At 56.7% G+C, this 21,569-nt stretch carries 20 protein-coding genes; 11 read left to right on the top strand and 9 right to left on the bottom strand.

Annotation, left to right across the window (positions count from 1 at the left end; genetic code table 11):
* Positions 1-2: 2 nt before the first annotated feature.
* The 3 genes from QMZ18_RS15995 to QMZ18_RS15985 form a co-directional block, all read right to left on the bottom strand.
* Positions 3-941, bottom strand: coding sequence for an ABC transporter permease (locus QMZ18_RS15995; RefSeq protein WP_282607311.1), 939 nt, complete (start codon positions 939-941; stop codon positions 3-5).
* A 13-nt stretch (positions 942-954) separates the two neighbouring features.
* Positions 955-1,929: an ABC transporter permease gene (locus QMZ18_RS15990; RefSeq protein ID WP_282607310.1), complete on the bottom strand. Its 975-nt coding sequence runs from the start codon at positions 1,927-1,929 to the stop codon at positions 955-957.
* 151 nt (positions 1,930-2,080) lie between these two features.
* A complete protein-coding gene (locus QMZ18_RS15985; RefSeq protein WP_282607309.1) occupies positions 2,081-3,658 on the bottom strand; it encodes an ABC transporter substrate-binding protein in 1,578 nt (525 codons plus the stop codon).
* A gap of 281 nt (positions 3,659-3,939) precedes the next feature.
* Here QMZ18_RS15985 and QMZ18_RS15980 point away from each other — a divergent pair, with 281 nt between their 5' ends.
* The 7 genes from QMZ18_RS15980 (at position 3,940) to QMZ18_RS15950 (ending at position 12,803) form a co-directional block, all read left to right on the top strand.
* A complete protein-coding gene (locus QMZ18_RS15980) occupies positions 3,940-5,331 on the top strand; it encodes an aspartate aminotransferase family protein (protein ID WP_282607308.1) in 1,392 nt (463 codons plus the stop codon).
* 383 nt (positions 5,332-5,714) lie between these two features.
* On the top strand, positions 5,715-6,926 hold the full coding sequence (hemA, locus tag QMZ18_RS15975; RefSeq protein ID WP_282607307.1) for a 5-aminolevulinate synthase: 1,212 nt from the start codon (positions 5,715-5,717) through the stop codon (positions 6,924-6,926).
* A gap of 423 nt (positions 6,927-7,349) precedes the next feature.
* A complete protein-coding gene (locus QMZ18_RS15970) occupies positions 7,350-8,444 on the top strand; it encodes an ABC transporter ATP-binding protein (protein WP_282607306.1) in 1,095 nt (364 codons plus the stop codon).
* A 180-nt stretch (positions 8,445-8,624) separates the two neighbouring features.
* A complete protein-coding gene (locus QMZ18_RS15965) occupies positions 8,625-9,704 on the top strand; it encodes a polyamine ABC transporter substrate-binding protein (protein WP_282607305.1) in 1,080 nt (359 codons plus the stop codon).
* 151 nt (positions 9,705-9,855) lie between these two features.
* The gene (locus QMZ18_RS15960; RefSeq protein ID WP_282607304.1) at positions 9,856-11,112 is read left to right on the top strand and encodes an ABC transporter permease; all 1,257 of its coding nucleotides are present in this window, start codon (positions 9,856-9,858) and stop codon (positions 11,110-11,112) included.
* Between the two features lie 6 nt (positions 11,113-11,118).
* Complete coding sequence (locus QMZ18_RS15955; RefSeq protein WP_282607303.1) at positions 11,119-12,021, top strand: ABC transporter permease; 903 nt, start codon at positions 11,119-11,121, stop codon at positions 12,019-12,021.
* Between the two features lie 239 nt (positions 12,022-12,260).
* A complete protein-coding gene (locus QMZ18_RS15950; RefSeq protein ID WP_282607302.1) occupies positions 12,261-12,803 on the top strand; it encodes a hypothetical protein in 543 nt (180 codons plus the stop codon).
* A 126-nt stretch (positions 12,804-12,929) separates the two neighbouring features.
* Here QMZ18_RS15950 and QMZ18_RS15945 read toward each other — a convergent pair whose 3' ends face one another.
* From QMZ18_RS15945 to pdxH, 5 genes are all read right to left on the bottom strand, one after another.
* Positions 12,930-13,676: an SDR family NAD(P)-dependent oxidoreductase gene (locus QMZ18_RS15945; protein WP_282607301.1), complete on the bottom strand. Its 747-nt coding sequence runs from the start codon at positions 13,674-13,676 to the stop codon at positions 12,930-12,932.
* A gap of 140 nt (positions 13,677-13,816) precedes the next feature.
* Positions 13,817-14,248 carry a hypothetical protein gene (locus tag QMZ18_RS15940; protein ID WP_282607300.1) on the bottom strand — a complete coding sequence of 144 codons (432 nt, stop codon included), beginning with the start codon at positions 14,246-14,248 and terminating at the stop codon, positions 13,817-13,819.
* A gap of 178 nt (positions 14,249-14,426) precedes the next feature.
* Positions 14,427-15,296, bottom strand: coding sequence for a universal stress protein (locus tag QMZ18_RS15935; protein ID WP_282607299.1), 870 nt, complete (start codon positions 15,294-15,296; stop codon positions 14,427-14,429).
* A gap of 96 nt (positions 15,297-15,392) precedes the next feature.
* Positions 15,393-16,388, bottom strand: a complete 996-nt coding sequence (locus QMZ18_RS15930; protein ID WP_282607298.1) for a cation diffusion facilitator family transporter — start codon at positions 16,386-16,388, stop codon at positions 15,393-15,395.
* A gap of 29 nt (positions 16,389-16,417) precedes the next feature.
* Entirely contained in the window at positions 16,418-17,071 is a 654-nt protein-coding gene (pdxH, locus tag QMZ18_RS15925) for a pyridoxamine 5'-phosphate oxidase (RefSeq protein ID WP_282607396.1), read from the bottom strand.
* A gap of 249 nt (positions 17,072-17,320) precedes the next feature.
* On the opposite strand from pdxH, the gene QMZ18_RS15920 reads away from it, so the two are divergent.
* From QMZ18_RS15920 to QMZ18_RS15910, 3 genes are all read left to right on the top strand, one after another.
* Entirely contained in the window at positions 17,321-17,797 is a 477-nt protein-coding gene (locus QMZ18_RS15920; RefSeq protein ID WP_282607297.1) for an RT0821/Lpp0805 family surface protein, read from the top strand.
* A 118-nt stretch (positions 17,798-17,915) separates the two neighbouring features.
* The gene (locus QMZ18_RS15915) at positions 17,916-18,830 is read left to right on the top strand and encodes a J domain-containing protein (RefSeq protein ID WP_282607296.1); all 915 of its coding nucleotides are present in this window, start codon (positions 17,916-17,918) and stop codon (positions 18,828-18,830) included.
* Positions 18,831-18,917: 87 nt separating this feature from the next.
* The gene (locus tag QMZ18_RS15910; RefSeq protein ID WP_282607295.1) at positions 18,918-19,247 is read left to right on the top strand and encodes a chaperone modulator CbpM; all 330 of its coding nucleotides are present in this window, start codon (positions 18,918-18,920) and stop codon (positions 19,245-19,247) included.
* Here QMZ18_RS15910 and QMZ18_RS15905 read toward each other — a convergent pair.
* Positions 19,224-20,486, bottom strand: coding sequence for a YihY family inner membrane protein (locus QMZ18_RS15905; RefSeq protein WP_282607294.1), 1,263 nt, complete (start codon positions 20,484-20,486; stop codon positions 19,224-19,226). The genes QMZ18_RS15910 and QMZ18_RS15905 overlap by 24 nt on opposite strands.
* Before the next feature lie 238 nt (positions 20,487-20,724).
* Between QMZ18_RS15905 and fabI the strand changes: the two genes are divergently transcribed.
* Positions 20,725-21,564, top strand: a complete 840-nt coding sequence (fabI, locus tag QMZ18_RS15900; protein ID WP_282607293.1) for an enoyl-ACP reductase FabI — start codon at positions 20,725-20,727, stop codon at positions 21,562-21,564.
* Positions 21,565-21,569 lie beyond the last annotated feature (5 nt).

Raw genomic sequence — 21,569 nt, 5'->3', positions numbered from 1 at the left:
GATCACCGCAGTTTCGGATTGAGGGCGTCACGCAGCCAGTCGCCCAGGAGATTTACGGCAAGCACCAGAACCGCCAAGGCGACGCCGGGGAAGATCGTGATCCACCATTCGCCCGAAAACAGGAAGTCGTTGCCAATGCGGATCAAGGTCCCGAGTGACGGTTCTGTCGGCGGCACGCCAACTCCCAGAAAGCTCAAGGTTGCCTCGGTAATGATCGCCAGCGCCAGATTGATGGTCGCAATCACCAGCAAGGGGCCAGTGACATTTGGCAGGATATGACGGAACACGATCAGGAAAGGCGGCAACCCGGTGACCCGCGCCGCCTCCACGTATTCTTTGCCTTTTTCCACCAAGGTCGAACTGCGCACGGTTCTGGCGTATTGCACCCAGAAGGACAGACCGATCGCCAGGATCATGACATAGACCGCGAGTTCGTCATGAGTCTTGGCATCAAGTGCGCCGCGGAAGATCCCGTCGATCAGCAGCGCAATTAGGATCGCCGGAAAGCTCAGCTGAATCTCAGCGGCACGCATGATGAAAGAATCCAGGAACCCGCCGGCATACCCGCTGATCAACCCGAGGCTGACTCCCAGTACCATGGCGAACAACACGCTGGCAAAGCCCACGAAAAGAGATACCCGCGCGCCGTGCATGATGGCCGAGAGCATGTCCCGCCCCTGATCGTCGGTCCCCAGCAGAAATCGGGAATCGCCGTCTTCCATCCAGACCGGTGGTGTCAGGGAATCGATCAGACTGATACTTGCCAGATCGAGCGTATTGTGCGGTGCCAGGATCGGCGAAAAGGTTGCGCCAATGATCATGACCGCGCTGACCACGGCCGCGACCATGACCATCTTGGAGCTGCGGAAGGAATGATAGATATCGCTGTTAACCGCGCGCTGAAGAAGATCCAGGGCCCGTGCCGTTGTGGTAATCGACATGCCTTAGCGCCCCTTAATTCGTGCTGTCGACCCGCAAACGCGGATCGACGACGTAGTAGAGCATGTCAACAATCAGGTTGATCATGACGAAGAAGAAGGCAATCAACATCAAGTAGGCTGCCATGATTGGGATATCCACGACCTGGATCGCCTGCAGGAACATCAGCCCCATACCCGGCCATTGGAACACGGTTTCGGTTATGATCGCGAAGGCGATGAGCGAGCCGAGCTGTAGACCCGCGATGGTGATCACCGGTACCAGAGTGTTCTTTAAAGCATGGCCGAAGTTGATTGCCCGGCTGGGAAGACCCCGGGCGCGCGCGAACTTGATATAGTCACTGCGCAGTACCTCGAGCATCTCCGAACGCACAAGCCGCATGATCAGGGTCATCTGAAACAGTCCCAGTGTGACCGCCGGCATGATAATCGCTTTCCAACCGGTTGCGGTCAGCAATCCGGTTGACCAAAAACCCAAGTCCACGACCTCGCCTCGGCCGAAAGAGGGCAACCACTGCAATTGTACGGAAAAGATAAAAATCAGAAGAATACCGATCAGGAAGGTCGGCAGGGAAACACCGACCAGCGAGACCGTCATGAATATCTTGGATACCAGTGAATTGCGATGAAGGCCGGTATGAACTCCCATGGGAACCCCGACCGCCAGGGTGAAAATCGCCGAAATCAAGCTCAGTTCGAGAGTCGCCGGCAGCCGGTCGAGAATCAAACCCGAAACCGCACGCTTGTGCTGGTAGGATTGTCCGAACTCAAACTGAAGTGCATTGCCGATAAAGCGCGCGAACTGCGCGTACAAAGGATCATTTAATCCCAGCCGATCCCGCAGAGCCTCCCGGTCTGCAGCGGAGGTATCGATGCCCACCATCTGATTGACCGGATCGCCGAGGAAATTGAACATCGTAAAGGCCAGCATCGCGACCAAAAACATTACGATGAAAGATTGAAAAAACCGCTTGAGGATAAAGCCGATCATAAGAACCTGGATCTAAATCCATTGCCGCGCCGAACGCGGATCAGTCGCAGGAACAAAGAGTCCGGCCTTTCGGGTCACTCCACGTTGTAAAATTTACAGATCGCGGATCCAGGCCCGAAAGGCCGGGGTTTTTAGCGAAGAGTCGAAGCTATCACTTCACATTGACGAAATGCAGCATGAACTGATTGTCGGCACGCTGCACGAGATCCACAGAGTCTTTCTTAGCCCATGCCAGGCCCTGCTGATGAAGCGGGATATACCCGATATCGGCGGCGAGCATGTCATATGCGGCTTCGATCTTACTGTCGCGTGTCGCCGGATCGGTTTCGACCAGCACTTCATCGGTCAACTTGTCGAGTTCCGCGTTACAGTAGCCGCCCAGATTGAATTTGGCTCGGCCAACTGCGTCATCACGGCAAGACAGCAGGTTGTACATGACGTTCCAGCTGTCGAAGCTGCCCGGCGTCCAGCCCAGCAGATAGAAGCTGGTGTCGTACCCCAGCACCTTTTTAAAGTACTGCGCCTTCGGCTGTGCCAGAAGATTGACTTTCACGCCGACCTTGGCAAGCATTGCGACAACGGCCTGACAAATCGCCTCGTCATTAACGTAGCGATTGTTCGGACAGTCCATGCCCAACTCGAAACCATCCGGATAGCCGGCGTCGGCCAGCAGCGCTTTCGAGGCCTCGGGGTCGTAACCGATCCGCTCGTACTTGGACGACTTCGAGAACAGGAACGGCGACACCATGATGGCCGACGGCGTCGAGAGGTTACGCATGATTTTCTTGCGGATCGTCTCGATATCGATGGCCTTATAGAACGCCTCGCGCACCCGTTTGTCCTTGAGCGGGTTCTTGCCCTTAACGCTGGAGTAAAGCAGTTCGTCGCGCGACTGGTCCATCCCCAGGAAGATGGTGCGCAGTTCCGGACCTGTCAGGGTCACGGTACCGCTATTGGAGTCGATACGTTTGATATCCTGTACGGGGACCGGATACATCATGTCGATTTCACCGGACAGCAATGCTGCCACACGGGTCGCGTCGGATGAGATCGGTGTAAAAATACCCTCGGTGACGTTGTGCTTTGCTTCGCCCCACCAGTCCGCATTCGGCTTGAACACCGTTCTGACATCGGTTTCGCGGCTTTCAACCGTAAAGGGGCCAGTTCCGTTGGCATTAAAGGCAGCGAAATTCTCGCTGTCCTTAGTCACGTCGGTCGGAGCGGCCGCATTGTGTTCTTCTGACCATTCCTTATCCATGATCAAGACGTTGTCCCATTCGTAATAAACGATGGGATTCGGCTTGGTCGTGATGAAATCGACGGTATGGTCGTCAACCTTAACGACCTTGGTGTCTGGCGCCACCTTGGTCTTTATGTCCGATCCATCCATGCGGATACGGTCGAAGGTGAAAACCACGTCATCGGCGTTGAAATCGTTGCCGTTGTGGAATTTAACACCTTTGCGCAGGGTGAAGCGCCAGTGATTGGGATCCAAAAGCTCCCAGCTTTCCGCAAGGCTTGGTTCGATTTGAAGATCAGGTCCGCGCCGGACCAGGCCTTCGTAAACGTTGCTCAGGAACCCAAGCGTAAAAGTCTCGTTCAGAGTATGCGGGTCAAGCGATTGAGCATCGCCTTGAAATGCCCATTTGAACGTTTTTGCCTGCGCGCCCGATGCAACGCAGAGTGCCGCTACACTAGCAACGGCAATGAGGCTACGTCGTAAGCCCATCTCTAAACCCCCTGTTGGTTATATTTCGATCGTTAGTTGTTTGTGAAGTATACGCCGGATCCCAAACCATAAGCCTCTTGCGGACCCTGGCCAACTTCTGTTAGCGGTCAGCGTAGTACGGTGTTGCACGAGGAAACAAGCTTCTAGGTGTAAAACCGTCGTGATTCTGAGATTAGAGGCCGCACAAAGCACGTATACCGACGATAGTTCAGATGCTTTTTGCCAAATAGACTCGATACTGAGGACGCCGCGCCGCCGGCGTAGAGCTTTTGGAGAGTTCGATGACTTCATTGCCTAATTCGACCGCCAGCCGTGACATCGCGTATCACCTGCACCCCTACACCAATGCCCGAAAACATGAGGCTGAGGGCCCTTTGGTCATCGTGAAGGGTAAAGGTGTTCACGTCTACGACGAGCAGGGTCAGGCCTATATCGAAGGCATGGCAGGTCTGTGGAGCACATCTCTCGGGTTCGGCGAAGAACGCCTTGTGGAGGCCGCGACGAAGCAGTTGCGCGAGTTACCTTACTATCACACTTTCAATCACAAGGTGTCGACACCGAGTGTCGATCTGGCAGAAAAGCTGATCGAGATTGCGCCGGTGAAGATGTCCAAGGTCGCCTTTGCCAATTCGGGGTCGGAAGCCAACGACAGTGTCGTCAAATTTGTCTGGTACTACAACAATGCGCTGGGCCGCCCCGAAAAGAAGAAAATCATCAGCCGGATTAAGGGCTACCACGGCGTTACCGTGGCTTCTGGCAGCCTCACCGGCTTACCGGCAAATCACGCGGACTTCGACCTGCCGATCGCGAACATCCTGCACACGAGCTGTCCTCATCACTACCGCTTTGGGTTGGAAGGCGAGAATGAGGAAGATTTCGCGACGCGGATGGCCGCAGATCTGGAAAAAATGATCCTTGATGAAGGCCCCGATACGGTCGCGGCCTTCATCGCCGAACCTGTCATGGGTGCCGGGGGCGTTATCGTTCCACCGGCGACCTATTGGGCCAAGGTTCAGGCGGTTCTGACAAAATATGACGTCCTGCTGATCGCCGACGAGGTCATCTGTGGTTTCGGACGTACCGGACAGTCATTCGGTTCGGTCACCTTTGACATCAAGCCCGACATTATGGTTTTGGCCAAAGCTCTGAGTTCCTCCTATCTGCCGATTTCCGCCGTTATGATTGCAGACAAGGTTTATCAGGCGATTGCAGACAACTCTGCAAAGATCGGGACCTTCGGCCACGGCTACACCTATGCGGGCAACCCGGTGAGTGCCGCAGTGGCCCTTGAGACCCTGAAAATCTATGAAGAGCGCAACCTCTTCGATCACGCGGGCCGGGTCGGCGCGCAGCTTCAGGCCGGTCTCAGAAAGTTTGCCGAACGCCCCTTCGTTGGCGAAGTGCGTGGTGTCGGCCTGATCGGCGCGATCGAATTGGTCGCCGACAAAGCCACCAAAGCGACATTCGATCCGGTCGGGAAGGTGGGCGCTTACCTGGTAACCCGTGCACAGGCACACGGGGTCATTCTAAGGAACCTTGGCGACAGCATCGCTTTTTCGCCGCCGCTGATCATCACAGAAGACCAGGTAACCGATATGCTCGCGCGTTTCGCAAAGGCGCTGGAGGAAACGGAAGACCTGATGGCGCAAGAGGCTGCTGCTTCTACCGACTAGGCTATTTCGAAAGTCTGCGCAAAAGGTGCAGACGGCTAGAACAAAAGTGCGTCGAAGTCTGCCGCTGCCGGGCACAGCCTATTGCCGTGGGGATATCCTGGATGACCCGGCCGGCGTGCGCGGAACGGGGCGGCACGCCCCGCCAGTTGTAACGTCTTCGTGAGAACTGCGACCATCGGACACGGAGACACTAAAAGAAAAGCCCTGTATTTCTACATAGAGTGTATGATTTTTTAACGCGGCCACAGATTTATGGTTAAAAAAACTGCGGCACGCTGGATTGCTGTGCAAATTTAGAGAGCGATCAGCTTCTTGGCAGAGATCGGCCGGCGGAGGCTCGCCAAAAGCTGTAAGAGTTGTTCGGGTACTTAGGAACCAAGATCATGGACTATGAAGGCTTCTTCGCGGATTCAGTTTCAGGCCTGAAGACAGAGGGCCGTTATCGGGTCTTTGCTGACCTGGAACGTCGGGCCGGCCAGTTTCCCAAGGCGACACGTCACCGCCACGACGGACAGGATAGCGTCACGGTCTGGTGTTCCAACGATTACCTGGGCATGGGCCAGCACCCCGATGTGCTCGCCGCTTTCCACGACGCTCTGGATCGTTGCGGCGCAGGTGCCGGCGGCACGCGCAATATTTCCGGTACGAACCATTACCATGTCCTGCTCGAGCGAGAGCTTGCAGACCTGCATGCCAAGGAAGCCGCGCTGCTGTTCACGTCCGGCTATGTTTCCAATTGGGCTGCATTGGGTACCCTGGCAAGCCGGCTACCCAACTGCGTTGTACTCTCGGATGCTTTTAATCACGCCTCCATGATCGAAGGGATTCGGCACAGCCGCGCAGAGCGAAAAATTTTCAAACACAGCGATCCTGAGGACCTCGATCGCCTGCTCAGCGAGATCGAGCCGGAGCGGCCCAAACTCGTCGCCTTCGAATCTGTCTATTCGATGGATGGCGACATCGCCCCGATCGCCGAACTCTGCGATGTAGCAGACAAGCACGGTGCCATGACCTATCTGGACGAAGTGCACGCTGTCGGACTCTACGGTCCGCGCGGCGGCGGCGTTGCGGAACGCGAAGGTGTCATGGATCGCCTGACCGTTATTGAGGGAACGCTGGGCAAGGCCTTCGGCGTTTTCGGCGGCTATATCGCGGCTTCCGGCGCCCTGGTCGACTTCGTCAGGAGCTTTGCGTCCGGCTTTATCTTTACCACCGCCCTGCCCCCGGCAGTCGCGGCCGGTGCCTGTGCAAGCATCAAGCATCTTAAGACAAGCAACAGCGAGCGCGAGCGCCATCAGGAACGCGCGGCGACCGTAAAAGCCCGCCTGCTTGCTGCCGGCTTACCCGTGATGCCCTCCGAAAGCCATATCGTTCCCGTGGCGGTCGGTGATCCGGTTCTCTGTCGCCGCGTGACGGATACGCTGCTGGAAAATTACGGCATTTATGTGCAGCCTATCAATTACCCCACTGTGCCGCGCGGCACTGAAAGGCTACGCCTCACCCCTTCGCCGCTGCATAGCGATCAGGATATCGACAGCCTGGTGGAGGCTCTGCTTTATATCTGGCAGGACCTGAAACTCGACCGCGCTGCCTGAGTTTATCCATACCCGGTTCTGATCGGAGTGAACGGCGTCCATTGCGGGTCGCTTGAACTGGTGTGCGTGGTGCTACCACTGGCAACATCTCAATAGTCATATTTACAATTTTTGTGAATTTCACGAGTTGAATCGCAACTTTATCAAGTGGTTATTACACTCGCCAATGTAAGCATCAATAAAGCTCATTACAGATTTCCTTAATAAATCTCGCCTTTTTTTGCGATATTCCGGCAAAAATAGCGGTTTATCGAAGCTGCTCTTTTGAATGAGACTTGCGGAACACATATTGCGTCGCAAAAAAGCTCAGTATAAGGGGTGACAATCAACCTTCATTTGTCGTAGCGTAGCCGCAACAGAGCGGGAGCACAGTGGCAAGAGACCACTGGCAACTCGCATAAATATCAGCAGGGACAGGGCTGAATGGTGGCGGATAACGAAGAAATCCTCGTACGATTCGAGGAGGTCCAGAAAAGCTATGACGGCGAAATTCTTGTCGTCAAAAACCTAAATCTTGATATCGCTAAAGGTGAATTTCTGACCATGTTGGGGCCATCTGGCTCCGGCAAAACCACATGCCTAATGATGCTCGCGGGCTTCGAGACGGCAACTCACGGTAAAATTATTCTGGATGGTAACTCCATCAACAACGTGCCGCCGCACAAGCGCGACATCGGCATGGTGTTTCAGAATTACGCCCTCTTCCCCCACATGACGGTTGCGGAGAATCTGGCATATCCGCTGGTCGTCCGGAAGATGAGCAAGGACGACATTGAAACGCGTGTTCAGCGCGCGCTGGATATGGTTCAGCTCGGCGGATTCGCGGGACGGCGGCCGGCACAGTTGTCCGGTGGTCAGGCCCAGCGAGTCGCGGTCGCCCGCGCGCTTGTGTTTGAGCCCAAACTTGTTTTGATGGACGAGCCTCTCGGTGCGCTCGACAAGCAACTGCGTGAGCAGATGCAATATGAAATCAAGCACATCCACGACAACCTGGGGGTCACCGTCGTCTACGTGACCCACGACCAGTCGGAAGCGTTGACCATGTCGGACAGGGTCGCCGTCTTCAACGATGGCGTAATCCAGCAGTTGGCGCCGCCTGACCAGCTTTATGAACTGCCCGAAAACTCCTTCGTTGCGCAGTTCATCGGCGAGAACAACAAGCTTTCAGGCAAGGTGACAGCGACGAACGGCTCGACCTGCACCGTTGAGGTGGATGGCAGTGGCGAGGTCAAGGCCGTGCCGATCAACATCGATGGCATCGGCAGCCGCTCTTCCCTGTCGTTGCGCCCCGAGCGGGTGATGGTCAATCCGACGGACGGCAGTTGCCCGAACGTATTCGACGCGAGAGTCGAAGAACTGATTTATCTTGGAGATCACATGCGCACCCGTGTTTCGGTTTGCGGTCATGATGACTTCATCGTCAAGGTTCCGAACTCCGCCGGCCATGTCCATCTTCGACCGGGTGAAACGGTGAAGGTCGGCTGGCAGGCCGAGGATTGCAGAGCATTGGATGCCTAGTGCGGCGGCGCAGTTACCTGAGGCAGGCCCCGCCGAGCATTGATATGCCCGGAAACCGGACAAGGTATTCAGATAACAATAAGAAAAAATCCCGCGGTAACCGGTAACGAAGAACCGCAACTTCCGACACTTTGTTCGAGTAGTGCGAAACTAAGGCTTAATAATGGGAGAAGTCGAGTTATGAAAACAATCATCAAGTACACGGGCGCTGCCGTTGTGGCGCTCTCGGCTGCAGTTTATGCGGCCGGGCCAGCCGCTGCAGCGGATGCCCTGACTATCGTGTCATGGGGTGGCGCCTACACCAAGAGTCAGGTCGAGGCCTACCACAAGCCTTTCACGGCAAAAACCGGTACGCCAATCAATTCCGAGGATTACAACGGCGGTTTGGCTCAGGTCCGCGCTCAGGTTGAAGCAGGCAACGTTACCTGGAACCTGGTCGATGTCGAGCTGTCCGACGCCATCCGCGGCTGCGACGAAGGTATCCTGGAGCCAATCGATCATTCGATCCTTCCAGCCGCACCCGACGGCACGCCGGCAACCGAAGACTTCATCGAAAACACTCTGACCGAGTGTGCGGTCGGTGAAATCGTCTGGTCGACGGTCTTTGCCTTCGATGCCTCCAAGTATCCGGATGCAAAGCCGACTGCTATTGGCGATCTTTTCGACACCGCTAAGTTCCCAGGCAAGCGTGGCCTTCGCAAAAGCCCGAAAGTGAACCTGGAATGGGCCTTGATGGCCGACGGCGTGCCTCTTGAGCAGGTCTACGAAGTTCTCGGAACACCAGAGGGTGTCGACCGTGCCTTCGCCAAGCTTGACACCATCAAAGACGATGTCATCTGGTGGGAAGCCGGTGCGCAGCCGCCGCAGATGCTGGCCGACGGTGAAGTCTCCATTGCTTCGGCATACAACGGCCGTCTGTTCAACGCGATCTTCACCGAGAAGAAGCCGTTCGAAATCATTTGGGACGGCCAGGTCTGGGATCTTGATCTCTGGGTGATCCCGAAGGGCGCAAAGAACATGGAGGCCACCCTGGACTTCGTGAAGTTCTCAACCGACACCCAGCGTCTGGCTGATCAGTCCAAGTGGATCTCTTACGGCCCGGTCCGGAAGTCCTCCTTCCCGCTGGTTGCGGAAGATATGCAGCCGCACATGCCGACGGCTCCGGATAACTTCAAGACCGCGCTCCAGAACGATTACGAGTTCTGGGCCGATCATACGGATGAACTGAACGAGCGCTTCGCGGCCTGGCTGGCGAAGTAATCCGACGGGAAACGTCCTATTGGATCGGCGGGAGGCTTGAGATTTGATCTCTGAGCCTCCCGCCAGTCCCAAGGCGGGAAAACCCGCCAAAAACTAAAAACGCTGAATACAGAACAGATTTAGCCAGAGTTGTTTGGCCAGGGGGATTTGGATGGCACAGGTCGAAGCTAGCGGCCCGATGTTGGATGCGGCAGGTGTACCGCTGAAGGCAAGTCTGGCTCGCGCAGAACGCCGGAACCGGTTGAAGGCTCTCGGTCTCGTGTTTCCTCTGCTCGCATTCATCCTCATTACTTTCGTTTACCCCATCGCGTTGATGGTCTTCCGTGGCGTCGATAACCCAACCGTCAGTACGATTCTTCCGAAGACCGCAGAGATCCTTCGGGCCTGGGATGGCAATGGCCTCCCCGGAGATGAAGCGTTTGTATCCCTGGCTGGTGAATTTGCCTTCGCCAGCAAAGAACGGACGCTTGGCAAGGTCGCGACACGGCTTAATTACGAGCTGGCCGGTTCGCGCAGCTTGGTCACCAAGTCAGGCCGCAAGCTCAAAAAGCTGGAAGCACCAACCAAAGAAGATCTTGTCGAGATCGACAAGCGCTGGAGCCAGCCTGAAACCTGGTCGGTCCTGAAGCGCCTCGCAGAACCCTACACCTTCGCCTATTACCTGGCGGCAATCGACAAGACTTACGACGTTGACGGTACGGTCGTGGATCAACCCGAATCCCGCCAAATCTATGTGGCGCTCTTTATGCGGACCCTTTGGGTCAGCCTGCTGATCACCGGCCTATGTGTGCTGCTCGCCTACCCCATCGCCTACCTGATGGCCATACTGCCGACCAAGACCAGCAATCTGCTGATGATCATGGTGCTGCTGCCCTTCTGGACCTCGCTGCTGGTCAGGACATCCTCCTGGATCGTATTGCTGCAGACGGAGGGCGTGCTCAACGACATTCTGGTTTGGACCGGCATCATCGGCGAAGACGGCCGCATTCAGATGATCTACAACATGACCGGCACGGTCGTCGCCATGGTGCACATTCTATTGCCCTTTATGGTCCTGCCGCTTTTCTCCGTGATGAAGACCATCTCGCCAACCTACATGCGGGCCGCCAAATCTCTTGGCGCAACGCCTGCCAGAGCCTTCTGGACGGTTTATTTCCCGCAAACCGTCCCCGGAATCGGCGCGGGTTCGATCCTCGTCTTCATCCTGGCCATTGGCTACTACATCACGCCGGCTCTGGTCGGCGGACGGACCGGACAATTGATCAGTAACTTCATCGCTTACCATATGCAGCAGTCGCTGAACTGGGGACTGGCGGCCGCGCTTGGCGGAATCCTGCTGGCCGGTGTCCTGGCGCTCTACTGGATCTACAACCGCCTTGTCGGCATCGACAACATGAAGTTGGGATAATCACAGATGGCAACTGCACTCCCTCCCTATGTCGGTCCCCTCGGCAAAGCCTGGCACTATGGTTTCCGGTTTATCTGTGCCCTGATCTTTCTATTCCTGATCCTGCCGATTCTGGTGATCATTCCGCTGTCCTTCAATGCGGAGCCCTATTTCACCTTCAGCGAAGGCATGCTGGCATTCGAACCCGAGGCCTATTCCACACGCTGGTACAAGGACATCATCGATAACGAGCAGTGGCTGTTTTCGATCAAAAACAGCTTCATTGTCGCCTTCTTCGCGACCTTTCTGGCAACCGGGCTGGGAACATTGGCCGCGCTCGGCCTGAGTCGTTCGCACCTGCCCGGGCGTAGCGCAATCATGGGCATTCTGATCTCACCGATGATCGTCCCCCTGATCATCTCGGCAGCCGGCATGTATTTCTTTTACTCCGGCGTTTGCATTCCACCGGAATGGTCCTTTGGAATGCTTGAGGAGAAAGCCTGCCTGACTCAGAGCTTCCCGGGCGTCATCCTCGCGCATGCTGCCCTCGGAACCCCCTTCGTGGTTATCACGGTGACGGCAACCCTCGTTGGCTTTGACCACAGTCTGACTCGGGCGTCGGCAAGTCTGGGCGCGACACCCACGACGACTTTCTTCAAGATCATCGTGCCGCTGATCCTGCCTGGCGTGATCTCCGGTGGCCTCTTCGCCTTTATCACCTCCTTTGACGAAGTCGTGGTGGTTCTCTTTATTTCCGGTTTCGAGCAGCGCACGGTTCCGCGTCAGATGTGGGCCGGTATCCGCGAGCAGATCAGCCCGACGATCCTGGCGGTGGCAACAATGCTTATCCTCTTTTCGGTGGCGCTGATGACGGTGCTTGAGCTTTTGCGTCGAAGGAACGATCGCCTGCGCGGAGTTCAGGAAACCTGATCCGGAGCCCGGATGCGACCAATCTGCCCAAAGCCGATCGAAAGATCGGGGCATTCAGACAAAAAGGGAGGCAATGCCTCCCTTTTCTTTTGCGCTTTCCGGAGGCATCGAAATGCCGAACACCGCGGTAAATCGGAATCAACACAGCATTCTTAATTGCGAATGCGTCTCAATAACAAATACTGGACAAAAGCCTCGTAAGCGATTATCTTCCTGCTACCTACAGAGGACACCTGCCGATGTATCGCGACAACAGTCTGGTTCCAACCGAGGCCGTAAGGCTCCTCGCCTTGGGCTGCCTGACCGAAGCACCAATGACCTATGCGGCGCTGGCGCAGGAGGTCAAGCAGTTCACCGGTTACATCATCGGGCCGTCACTGGATCTGGTCGGCACGCCGCTTGAAGTCCTCAAAGTTGAGCGCTTGATCGAACCGCTTAAGGGTGCCCCCTCTCCGGTTGGCGAGTTGCTTGGTGTGACAAGCGACGGGATGGAGGAAATTTACCGCCTCATGAAGTCGAATTCCCGCGCGCCGGTCAACGATGTCAGCAAACTGATCATCGCCTTGAAGATGCGCTTTCTGCATCTCCTTCCGCAAGACGACCAACTGATTCAGATCGATATCCTGCATGAGATCTCACAGCGCCAGTTGGATCGATCGACAAATCTGAGAGCTCAACACGACAAAGATCTAGGCTATCTGAGCCAATGGCTCGATCACGATATCGATCAGGCGCGTGGCCATCTGAACTGGCTTGCGGAACTCCGTTCGCGGATCGCCTGAAACCTCAAAAGCCGGCCCTTTTTGGGGGCAGAATCCTACTAAAATATATAAAACGCTGGCTTTAAGTGCTGCAGCAGGCACTCGCCGCAGCCCTCATTTCTGACCACCCGTAGATTCCTTAGATCGTCAGTACAGGTGCTGACCGCCCGTAACGAAGATCTCCGTCCCTGTGACATAGCCGAAATCGGCAGTACAAAGCTGGAAAACCGCGGAGGCAACTTCCGAAGGCTCGCCCATGCGCTGCATGGGGATCCGAGGGATCAGAGCCTCATATTCTTCGCCAACCATCGAGGTTTCAATCTCACCTGGGGCGACAGCGTTAACCCGGACACCGAGACCGGCCAATTCAACGGCCAGTTCTCGCGTCAGGGCGGAGAGTGCGGCCTTGGAAGTTGAATAGGCAGATCCGGCGAAGGGATGCACGCCGTGGCCGGCGATCGAGGTAATGTTTACGACACTCCCGGTGCCCCGGCCCAGATGCGCCGCAAAGCCGCGCGCCAGCATTAAGGGGGCGAAGAAATTAAGTTCGAAGACTTCCCGCCAAGTCCCCACATCGCCATTCAAGCAGCCAAGGCGCTCCTGAAAGGGAGTCTTGGGCGATACAGCGGCGTTATTCACGAGGGCGTGCAGCGGGCCATCGCCCAGCAGACCTGTCGCCTCTTCCACAAAGGAATCTGTGCTGCCGGGTTCGGCCAGATCGGCGGTAATATGGTGGGTCCAGTTGGGGTCGCGTTGACATTCCATGGGAATGACTTCGCGCGAACAGGTGATGACTCTCCAACCCTCATCGCTGAAGCGTTTGACGGTCGCATGGCCGATCCCGCGGCTAGCGCCGGTCAGGATCATGGTTTTCCGATCTGGATCTGCTGTCATGGGCGAATATTACCCAATCCACTGGCAACCGCCAGTCCAGACCGCGCCCCGATCAGTCTTTCTGTTTTTTGACGCGAAATACGGTTCGTTTCCGCCCGGAATCTTCGCGATCCACCACCGATACGTCTGCAACCCATCAATCAGGCAGAAACCGCCAATGCCGGATTGACCTTCACGACTTTAAAAGTCCGCATCGCCCCATCCTGCTCGTGGACGGACACATACTCTCCTTGCCGAAAAACGTGATGGTCGAATTTGAAACCGGCTTCATCATCCCCCGGTTCATTGACACCAACGCCATTGAAGGTTGCTCGGTTGTCGGCATCACCCGCTGAGATATCGTAGTGAAATACCCAAGACCGTCCCTTGGTGTGGATGAGGTGCCCTGACTGATCGTCCTCGCCGGCCCAGAAACGCCGCACCGTGCAGTGGCGGCGGTCCTTGCGCCAAGTCTCTGCATCGATATGGCCCTCCGGCGTCAAAGGCGCCGTAAATTCATAACCGTGCAATGCGCTCCCTTGCGGAAAGTCGTGATCGCGTGCCAGTTCCATGCGTACTTTTGTCAGTGTCATGCCGTCATCCTCGATCTCATTGGTTTCGTCTTTATCTGGATACAGGTGGCATCGACCGCCATGAAAACAGCCACTGTCCAAACCAGTTTCTAAAATTGCCGTCTCAGGCACAGGCCACAGCTTGCATCAAGCCGATTAAATCCCGCCGCCACCCAAGCCTCCGGAGTGCGATCAGACTCTAATGCGCAAGGAACACCGGAAGCCGTGCATCGCTCAACACGCTGCGGGTCACGCCGCCAAGCACCATTTCCCTGAAGCGGCTGTGGCCGTAGGCGCCCATCACCAGAAGAGTTGCTCCGGCTTTTCCGACCTCGGCCAGAATTGCCTCCCCGGTCGGTTCTTCCCCCGGGATGAATGCCCAGGTTTTTGCCTCTATGCCCTGACCGGCGAGATAATTTGTAAGCTCGCTTGGTTCGGACTTGACCGAAGTCTCCCGCGCCGTCACCACGACAACACGCTCTGCCTGCATTATCAGCGGAAGGGCGATTGCCACGGCGCGCGAAGCTTCCCTTGAGCCGTCCCAGGCGATCGCAACAGTCTCAAGCGCGCGTTCGGGAGGTGCTCCCGAAACCAGCATTACCGGCCGTCCCGTATCGAACAGCGCAGCATCAAGCGTTTGCGACAGGTCAAGATCACTGTCAACGGCCGGCCGGGCCAGAATCGTCAGGTCCGCCAAACCGCCGCGGCGGGAGACTTCGTCGGCCTCAACACCCACGACATGCGTGAAACTGACGTTAAAACTTCCGTGCTTCAACGGTTCCGTAGGCTCAACCACCGGCAGGCCCTTGCGGACACAGAGTTCGTCAAAAACGCGGGAGGCCTGCTCCCGCCGGGTTTGCGCTGTCTCACGCAGACTATCGATCATCTGGGTGACCACCGTACCGGACATGCCATCGCCGAGTATGGGAATCGAGGCCTCTGCGTCCATTTCGACATGCAGAACATCGACACGGCAGGAATAGCGCTGCCCCAAATCCAATGCTGTAGCGAGTGCATGCTCAGCAGATGGCGTTCCATCTACAATAACGAGCACCTTCGACAGGCCCATTGCGCTCTCCAATTCATCCCTGAGGTTGTCATGAAGGCATTTTATGGCGAAGCCGTTGTTCTCAATATGACCTAAATCAAGGCAATTTACGAGGCCTCATTGAGGTTTGCTGAAAGCATCACCCGGTTGATCCATGTCCAGATTTTCCGGAACGCCATGGCGTTCTTCTATGCCATGGGGGTCTTGGTGAAACAGGATTTCCGCCTGTGGATAGGCCTCCTCGAGCTGCACCTCGATCCGGTCGGTCACTGCGTGTGCAGCGGCCAACGACATGTCTCCGTCCAGTTCAACGTGGCATTGAACGAAAATCTGGCGGCCAGAAGAACGGGTGCGGAGATCGTGCAGACCACAAACCTCTTCGTTGGCGAGAATGATCCGACTGATCTTCGTTCGTTCATCGTCGGCCAGTTCCCGGTCCATCAGCATGTCGAGCGACGAACGCATCAGCTTCCAGGCGTTCCAAAGGATGTACACGCCGATCCCCAGCCCGAACAATGGATCGGCCAGCAGCCAGCCGAATTGCGCGACCAGAAGCAGCGCCACGATAACGCTGGCGTTGACCAGCACGTCGACTGAAAAATGAAGGGCGTCGGCCTCGATAACCAGTGAGCCGGTCTCGCGAATCACATATTTTTGAAACTGCAGCAGCGCAAGTGTCGCGGCGATGGAAAAGACCATGACGGCGATGCCGACGGTGGTTGCCTCTATGGGGCGCGGGTCCAGAAAACGCTGACTCACTTCAAGCAGCAGAAATACCGCCGAACCGCCAATGAAAGCGGACTGACCCAACGCGGCAAGGGGTTCGGCTTTACCGTGACCGAAGCGATGATCGTGGTCCGCCGGTGTCAGTGCGGCCCTGATCGCCAGAAGGTTGATCACCGAGGCGGCAACATCAAGCAGCGAATCCACCAAAGTAGACAGCAGACTAACTGAATGCGTGAGCCACCAGGCCCCCAGTTTTAGCACCACCAGACCGGCAGCGGTCACGACAGAAGCATAGGTCGCCGCCCGCAGCAGCCGCGCCGTCCGCTCGCTCGCGGTCACGGTATCAGGGTCGTCCGACGCCGGTCCTTCACGCTGCGGCTCTGCCATTCAGTTTGAACCCAATTCAAATGCGGCGGTTACGGATAGAGACGTTCCGTTGTCCAGCCTTCTCCGCTTCGCGAGTAAACCAGCCGGTCGTGAAGACGGAAAGCGCCATCCTGCCAGAACTCGATCCGGCGGGGCATGACCCTGAAGCCAGACCAGTAATCAGGCCGGGGAACGCTACCCACTGCATGCTTTGCGGCATAAAGTGCGACGCGCTTCTCCAGTTCGAAGCGCCCTTCAAGCGGCCGCGATTGCTGGCTCGCCCAGGCACCAATCTGGCTTTGACGCGGCCGGCTGGAAAAATAGGCGTCGGCCTCCTCTCCGGCGACGACTTCAACTTCACCTTCAATACGAACACAACGCCGTAACGATTTCCAATGAAACAACAAAGCAGCCTTGGGCTTCGTTAAAAGCTGTTCCCCTTTCCGGCTCTCGAAGTTTGTGTAGAAAACAAAACCGCGTGGATCGACGCCCTTTAGCAACACCATGCGCGAACTGGGCATGCCATCTGCCCCGACACTCGACAGGCTCATAGCACTCGGATCGTTTGGCTCGCTCGCTTCGGCCTCTTTCAGCCAGGCTTCAAACAGCTCGAATGGATCTGCGGGTGTTGTATCTCGGATCATATCTCGCTTTCTTTTCTGCCTGTAAAAGCCCTTAACCGGGTGGCCCGCGCATTCTTCGATTGAAGCAGCAGCCGAGCATTGCCATATCCGCGACGAAGCTTAAAGCGTCACACGACCGGAATACAGCATCTTAGCCGGTTCGCGTCCAATCGAGGTTTAAACGGTTCACCTAAGGGGTTTATCCGCATTAAGCCCGCAGAGGCTCTTCGCGGTCGCCGCGCTGCAAAGGGATGATTTTCCCGAAGACAGGCGGTAGACTCACACCGGCAACTGCTGTATCGCGGCATCTTAGACTGAAAGAGTAGACATATGCGTACCAGAACCACAGTTATGGCCCTGACTCTCGTGCTCTTGACCGCTGCCTGCGAGAACGGTGACGGCCCGGGAACAAAGCAAACGATTGGTGGCATTCTCGGTGGTGTCGGCGGAGCCGTTGTGGGCGCCCAGGTCGGCAGTGGCAGCGGACAGCTTGTCGCAACGGCAGCAGGCGCTTTACTCGGCGCGCTCGTCGGCAGCGAGATTGGCAAATCGTTGGACAACGCCGACAAAGAAAAGGCGGAACAGGCCTACACTCAGGCAACGACCGCGCCAATTGGACAGGAAATCACCTGGGACAACCCGGACAGTGGAAATTCCGGCACTGTCACGGCTACCCGCGAAGGCACGACGGAAAACGGTAACTATTGCCGCGAGTTTCAACAGGAAGTCACCATCGGTGGTAAGGAAGAAACCGCCTACGGTGTCGCCTGCAGGCAACCGGACGGATCCTGGCAAATCCAATCGTAACGCCCGCCGGCTACTGCAAACTGTGCAAGCACGGATTGCATAGCGGCATGGGTCATAACAGAGATTGCGCCCAGAGAATCCTGGGCTGCGAAACGGTGCACAACGGCGACAACAGGTAATGAAAGACCCATATAAAACACTGAACGTTGCGAAAACGGCCAGCGCTGAAGAGATCAAGGCTGCCTATCGCAAACTTGCCAAAAAGCTCCACCCCGACCTCAATCCCGGGAACGACGCCATCGAACAGCAGTTCAAGGAGGTGTCGCAGGCGTATGGCATTCTGGGCGATGCGGAAAAACGCGGTAAATTCGACGCGGGTCAGATCGACGGCTCAGGGCAGGAGACTCCCTGGAAAGGCGGCTACTACCGTCAACGTGCGGACGATGGGGGAAAATACAGCCGTTACGACTTCGGTGACGACATCGACGTTGGCGATATCTTTTCCGACCTCTTCGGTGGCAGGGGGCGCAAACAGGCCCACTCGGTCCGGCGCAAGGGAGAGGATGTTTCCTACGCGGTCGACGTTGATTTTCTGGAAGCAGCCGCGGGGGCAACCAAGCGCATTCGCCTGGGCGAGGGCAAGACGCTGGATATTCGTATTCCTCCAGGAACCGAAAACGGACAAAGCCTTCGCCTCAAGGGTCAGGGCATGGCGGGAATCGGCGGCGCCCCCAACGGGGACGCGATGATCGAGGTTTCGGTCCGCAGTCATCCGCATTTTTCCCGCGAAGGCGCCGACATAACTCTCGACCTTCCCGTTTCGCTGCAAGAAGCCGTTCTGGGCGCAGCCATCACGGTGCCGACGGTCGCCGGAAAGGTCACCATGAAGATCCCGCCGGGTTCCAATTCAGGCAGCACGTTGCGTTTGAAGGGCAAAGGGGTTCCGGGCCGTGGGGGTAAGGCGGCTGGTGATCAGTTCGTCAAACTGCGGGTCATGCTGCCGGACACGCCGGACGAGGAGCTGCAGCGCTTCGTCGAAACCTGGTCGAAAAACAATCAATATGATCCACGCGGAAAAGCTGACTTGGGGTAAGCCGTCTTATGCCGGCCTCTCAGGCATGGTTCGGAGCACAAGAGAGCTTGTTTCCGCAGCGGATAAAATGAAAGTACGGGGCGAAAGATGGTCAAAACGGTAGACGATCTGGTCAACGAGTTCGATGTTTCAGCATCGGAGATTACCATTTGGATCGAACAGAACTGGGTGCTTCCGAGCGAGCAGGACGGCGAGTATCATTTTGACGAAGACGATTTCGCACGTGTCCGCCTGATCGCCGAATTGCGGCGCGATATCGGGGTGAACGAGGAAGCCATGCCCGTTGTCCTCCGCCTGCTCGATCAGGTTTATGGCTTGCGCCGGGCGCTTGAGCAACTCAACAACGCGATCCAGGAACTTCCCGAAGACGCCAGGGAAATGCTTGAGGAAAGCCTACGCGGGTCGCCCGAAACTTAACGGCTCGACAACCGGGTCCATAGATAACAACTCGGCCAGAGGCTGTTCCGTCAACTTGTCTCCGCGCCGGCTCAGCGCCTCGATGATTTCACCCACGTTTTCCGGCCAACCCTCACCAGGATCCAGGGTCAGATCCAGAGAAACCATTAAATCCTTCAGCTTTGCGCAGCTTAAATCACGCGAAAGCACCCAATTCGCCCCCGAGGTACGTGAAACGAACCCGTTGCTGCGCAGCCCATGCAGGACATCGGCCAACTCGTCGAAACCTGCCGGAAAGCCGGTTACCAGGTTAAGCTCGCGCACCTTACGCCCGTCCTGTGCCGCCCTGTGTAATCTGGCCAGGATCGACAGTCCAAGGGCTAGCCGGGCGCCAGGGGCGCCGGAGATCTCTCCACGGCGCGAGTTTGCACGCCATTCCGGCAAGGAAGCCGCGATCTCAGCACCGAATAGGATCACTGCCCAGGAGAGATACATCCAGACCAGGAAAATGGGAACGGCCGCCAAAGCACCGTATAGCGCCTGGTAGGACGGGAAATGGGTGAGATACAGCGCGAAGCCCTTTTTAAGCACTTCGAACAGGAAGGCCGCGACCACGGCACCAAAGAGCGCATGGCGTACGCGCACCGGCCGGTAAGGCACGACGATATAAAGCAGGGTGAAAGCACCGGCAGAAAGGACTGCCGGCAAAAACCGTGTCACATCGAAGAACAATGAAGAGGTATAGCCGTCAATACCCGACCATTCGACCATGGCGAAACCAATGCTCGACAACGACAGAGACGCCCCGATCAGCAGCGGCCCCAGAGTCAATAAGGCCCAATAAACGAGCAGCTTGAGGAACAGTGAACGTTGGTCCGCCGCCCGCCAGATCGCATTGAAGGCGCTTGTAATAGTGGACAGGAGCAAAAGCGCCGTGGCCGCCAACGCGACGACACCGATTCCGGTGGTCTGGGTGGCATTTTCGATGAAGGACGTCAGCTGATCGCTGATCTCGATCCCGGCATCGGGCAGGAAGTTACTGAAGACCATGCTTTGCAGCTCGGTGCGGGCGGTCGAAAAAGTTGGGAATGCAGAGAGCACCGTGAGCGCGATCGTCAAAAGCGGTACCATCGCCAAAAGCGAGGAATAGCTCAGAGCTGCCGCGGAGCGCGGACAGCTGTCTTTGAGGAAGCGTCTGCCTGCATAAAGCGCCACGCTCGGTAGATCCCGAAGGGTTTTGACCGGCCGCAAGCTGGTCATGGAGTGCAAAGTCCTGAGCGGATTGAATCGCTCCGACATGGATCATCCAATTCACAATTTGTGTATGACTGTTTCACCTTAGCACGGTAAATCCTAATTTCCGTTCATTCAATTGACCTTAGCCCCCTCGAAAGCCTACAAGGACCGCAGAAAAGCGGCTGTTCGACGCCTTTGACCCGCCGGGGCATTGGTGTAGGATGCGGCCTCTCTCAAGAGTAGTGTTACAGTGAGGAAATGAATGTCTGATTCGCAACCGATCATGGCCGGCAAACGCGGGCTCGTCATGGGCGTGGCGAACGATCGATCGATCGCCTGGGGTATCGCGGCGCAGGCACATGCGCATGGTGCGGAGTTGGCCTTTACCTATCAGGGCGATGCCCTGGCCAAACGGGTCAAACCGCTCGCAGAATCGGTTGGATCCGACATCGTCCTGCAGTGCGACGTTACCGACGACGCCAGCGTCGACGCGGTCTTCACGGCGCTCGAAGAAAAATGGGGCAAAATTGACTTTGTCATCCATGCAATCGCTTACGCGGATAAGGAAGAGCTGAAGGGCCGTTACGTTGATACCAGCCGCGAAGGCTTCCTGCGCAGCCTGGATATCTCCTGCTATTCCTTTACGGCAATCGCACAGCGTGCCCTGCCTCTGATGAACGAGGGCGGTAGCCTGTTGACGCTGACCTACTACGGCGCAGAGCAAGTCATGCCGCACTACAATGTCATGGGCGTTGCCAAAGCGGCTTTGGAATCGAGCGTGCGTTACCTCGCCGCGGATCTCGGTGCCCAGGGTATCCGCGTTAATGCAATCTCCGCCGGGCCAATCAAGACCCTCGCAGCTTCGGGGATCGGCGATTTCCGCCACATTCTGAAGTGGAACGAGTACAACTCGCCGCTCCGTCAGAACGTGTCGATTGAACAGGTCGGCGGCGCGGGACTCTATCTGTTGTCGGATCTGTCCAGCGGCGTGACCGGTGAAATTCACCATGTGGATTCGGGCTATCATGTTGTCGGCATGATGGCGGTCGACGCTGCGCCACAGCTCGCGGACTTGCTGTCCAACTTCAACCCGCAATCCTGACCCAC

This window comes from Pelagibius sp. Alg239-R121 (assembly GCF_947331435.1).
Classification (GTDB): domain Bacteria; phylum Pseudomonadota; class Alphaproteobacteria; order Kiloniellales; family Kiloniellaceae; genus Denitrobaculum.
The sequence above is the reverse complement of the archived record's forward strand: the minus strand, read 5'-3'. Positions and strand labels throughout refer to the sequence as shown.

Coding starts and splice junctions, on each gene's coding strand:
- QMZ18_RS15995 (WP_282607311.1), bottom strand. CDS start 941: ATGTCGATTACCACAACGGCACGGGCCCTGGATCTTCTTCAGCGCGCG.
- QMZ18_RS15990 (WP_282607310.1), bottom strand. CDS start 1,929: ATGATCGGCTTTATCCTCAAGCGGTTTTTTCAATCTTTCATCGTAATG.
- QMZ18_RS15985 (WP_282607309.1), bottom strand. CDS start 3,658: ATGGGCTTACGACGTAGCCTCATTGCCGTTGCTAGTGTAGCGGCACTC.
- QMZ18_RS15980 (WP_282607308.1), top strand. CDS start 3,940: ATGACTTCATTGCCTAATTCGACCGCCAGCCGTGACATCGCGTATCAC.
- hemA (WP_282607307.1), top strand. CDS start 5,715: ATGGACTATGAAGGCTTCTTCGCGGATTCAGTTTCAGGCCTGAAGACA.
- QMZ18_RS15970 (WP_282607306.1), top strand. CDS start 7,350: ATGGTGGCGGATAACGAAGAAATCCTCGTACGATTCGAGGAGGTCCAG.
- QMZ18_RS15965 (WP_282607305.1), top strand. CDS start 8,625: ATGAAAACAATCATCAAGTACACGGGCGCTGCCGTTGTGGCGCTCTCG.
- QMZ18_RS15960 (WP_282607304.1), top strand. CDS start 9,856: ATGGCACAGGTCGAAGCTAGCGGCCCGATGTTGGATGCGGCAGGTGTA.
- QMZ18_RS15955 (WP_282607303.1), top strand. CDS start 11,119: ATGGCAACTGCACTCCCTCCCTATGTCGGTCCCCTCGGCAAAGCCTGG.
- QMZ18_RS15950 (WP_282607302.1), top strand. CDS start 12,261: ATGTATCGCGACAACAGTCTGGTTCCAACCGAGGCCGTAAGGCTCCTC.
- QMZ18_RS15945 (WP_282607301.1), bottom strand. CDS start 13,676: ATGACAGCAGATCCAGATCGGAAAACCATGATCCTGACCGGCGCTAGC.
- QMZ18_RS15940 (WP_282607300.1), bottom strand. CDS start 14,248: ATGACACTGACAAAAGTACGCATGGAACTGGCACGCGATCACGACTTT.
- QMZ18_RS15935 (WP_282607299.1), bottom strand. CDS start 15,296: ATGGGCCTGTCGAAGGTGCTCGTTATTGTAGATGGAACGCCATCTGCT.
- QMZ18_RS15930 (WP_282607298.1), bottom strand. CDS start 16,388: ATGGCAGAGCCGCAGCGTGAAGGACCGGCGTCGGACGACCCTGATACC.
- QMZ18_RS15920 (WP_282607297.1), top strand. CDS start 17,321: ATGCGTACCAGAACCACAGTTATGGCCCTGACTCTCGTGCTCTTGACC.
- QMZ18_RS15915 (WP_282607296.1), top strand. CDS start 17,916: ATGAAAGACCCATATAAAACACTGAACGTTGCGAAAACGGCCAGCGCT.
- QMZ18_RS15910 (WP_282607295.1), top strand. CDS start 18,918: ATGGTCAAAACGGTAGACGATCTGGTCAACGAGTTCGATGTTTCAGCA.
- QMZ18_RS15905 (WP_282607294.1), bottom strand. CDS start 20,486: ATGACCAGCTTGCGGCCGGTCAAAACCCTTCGGGATCTACCGAGCGTG.
- fabI (WP_282607293.1), top strand. CDS start 20,725: ATGTCTGATTCGCAACCGATCATGGCCGGCAAACGCGGGCTCGTCATG.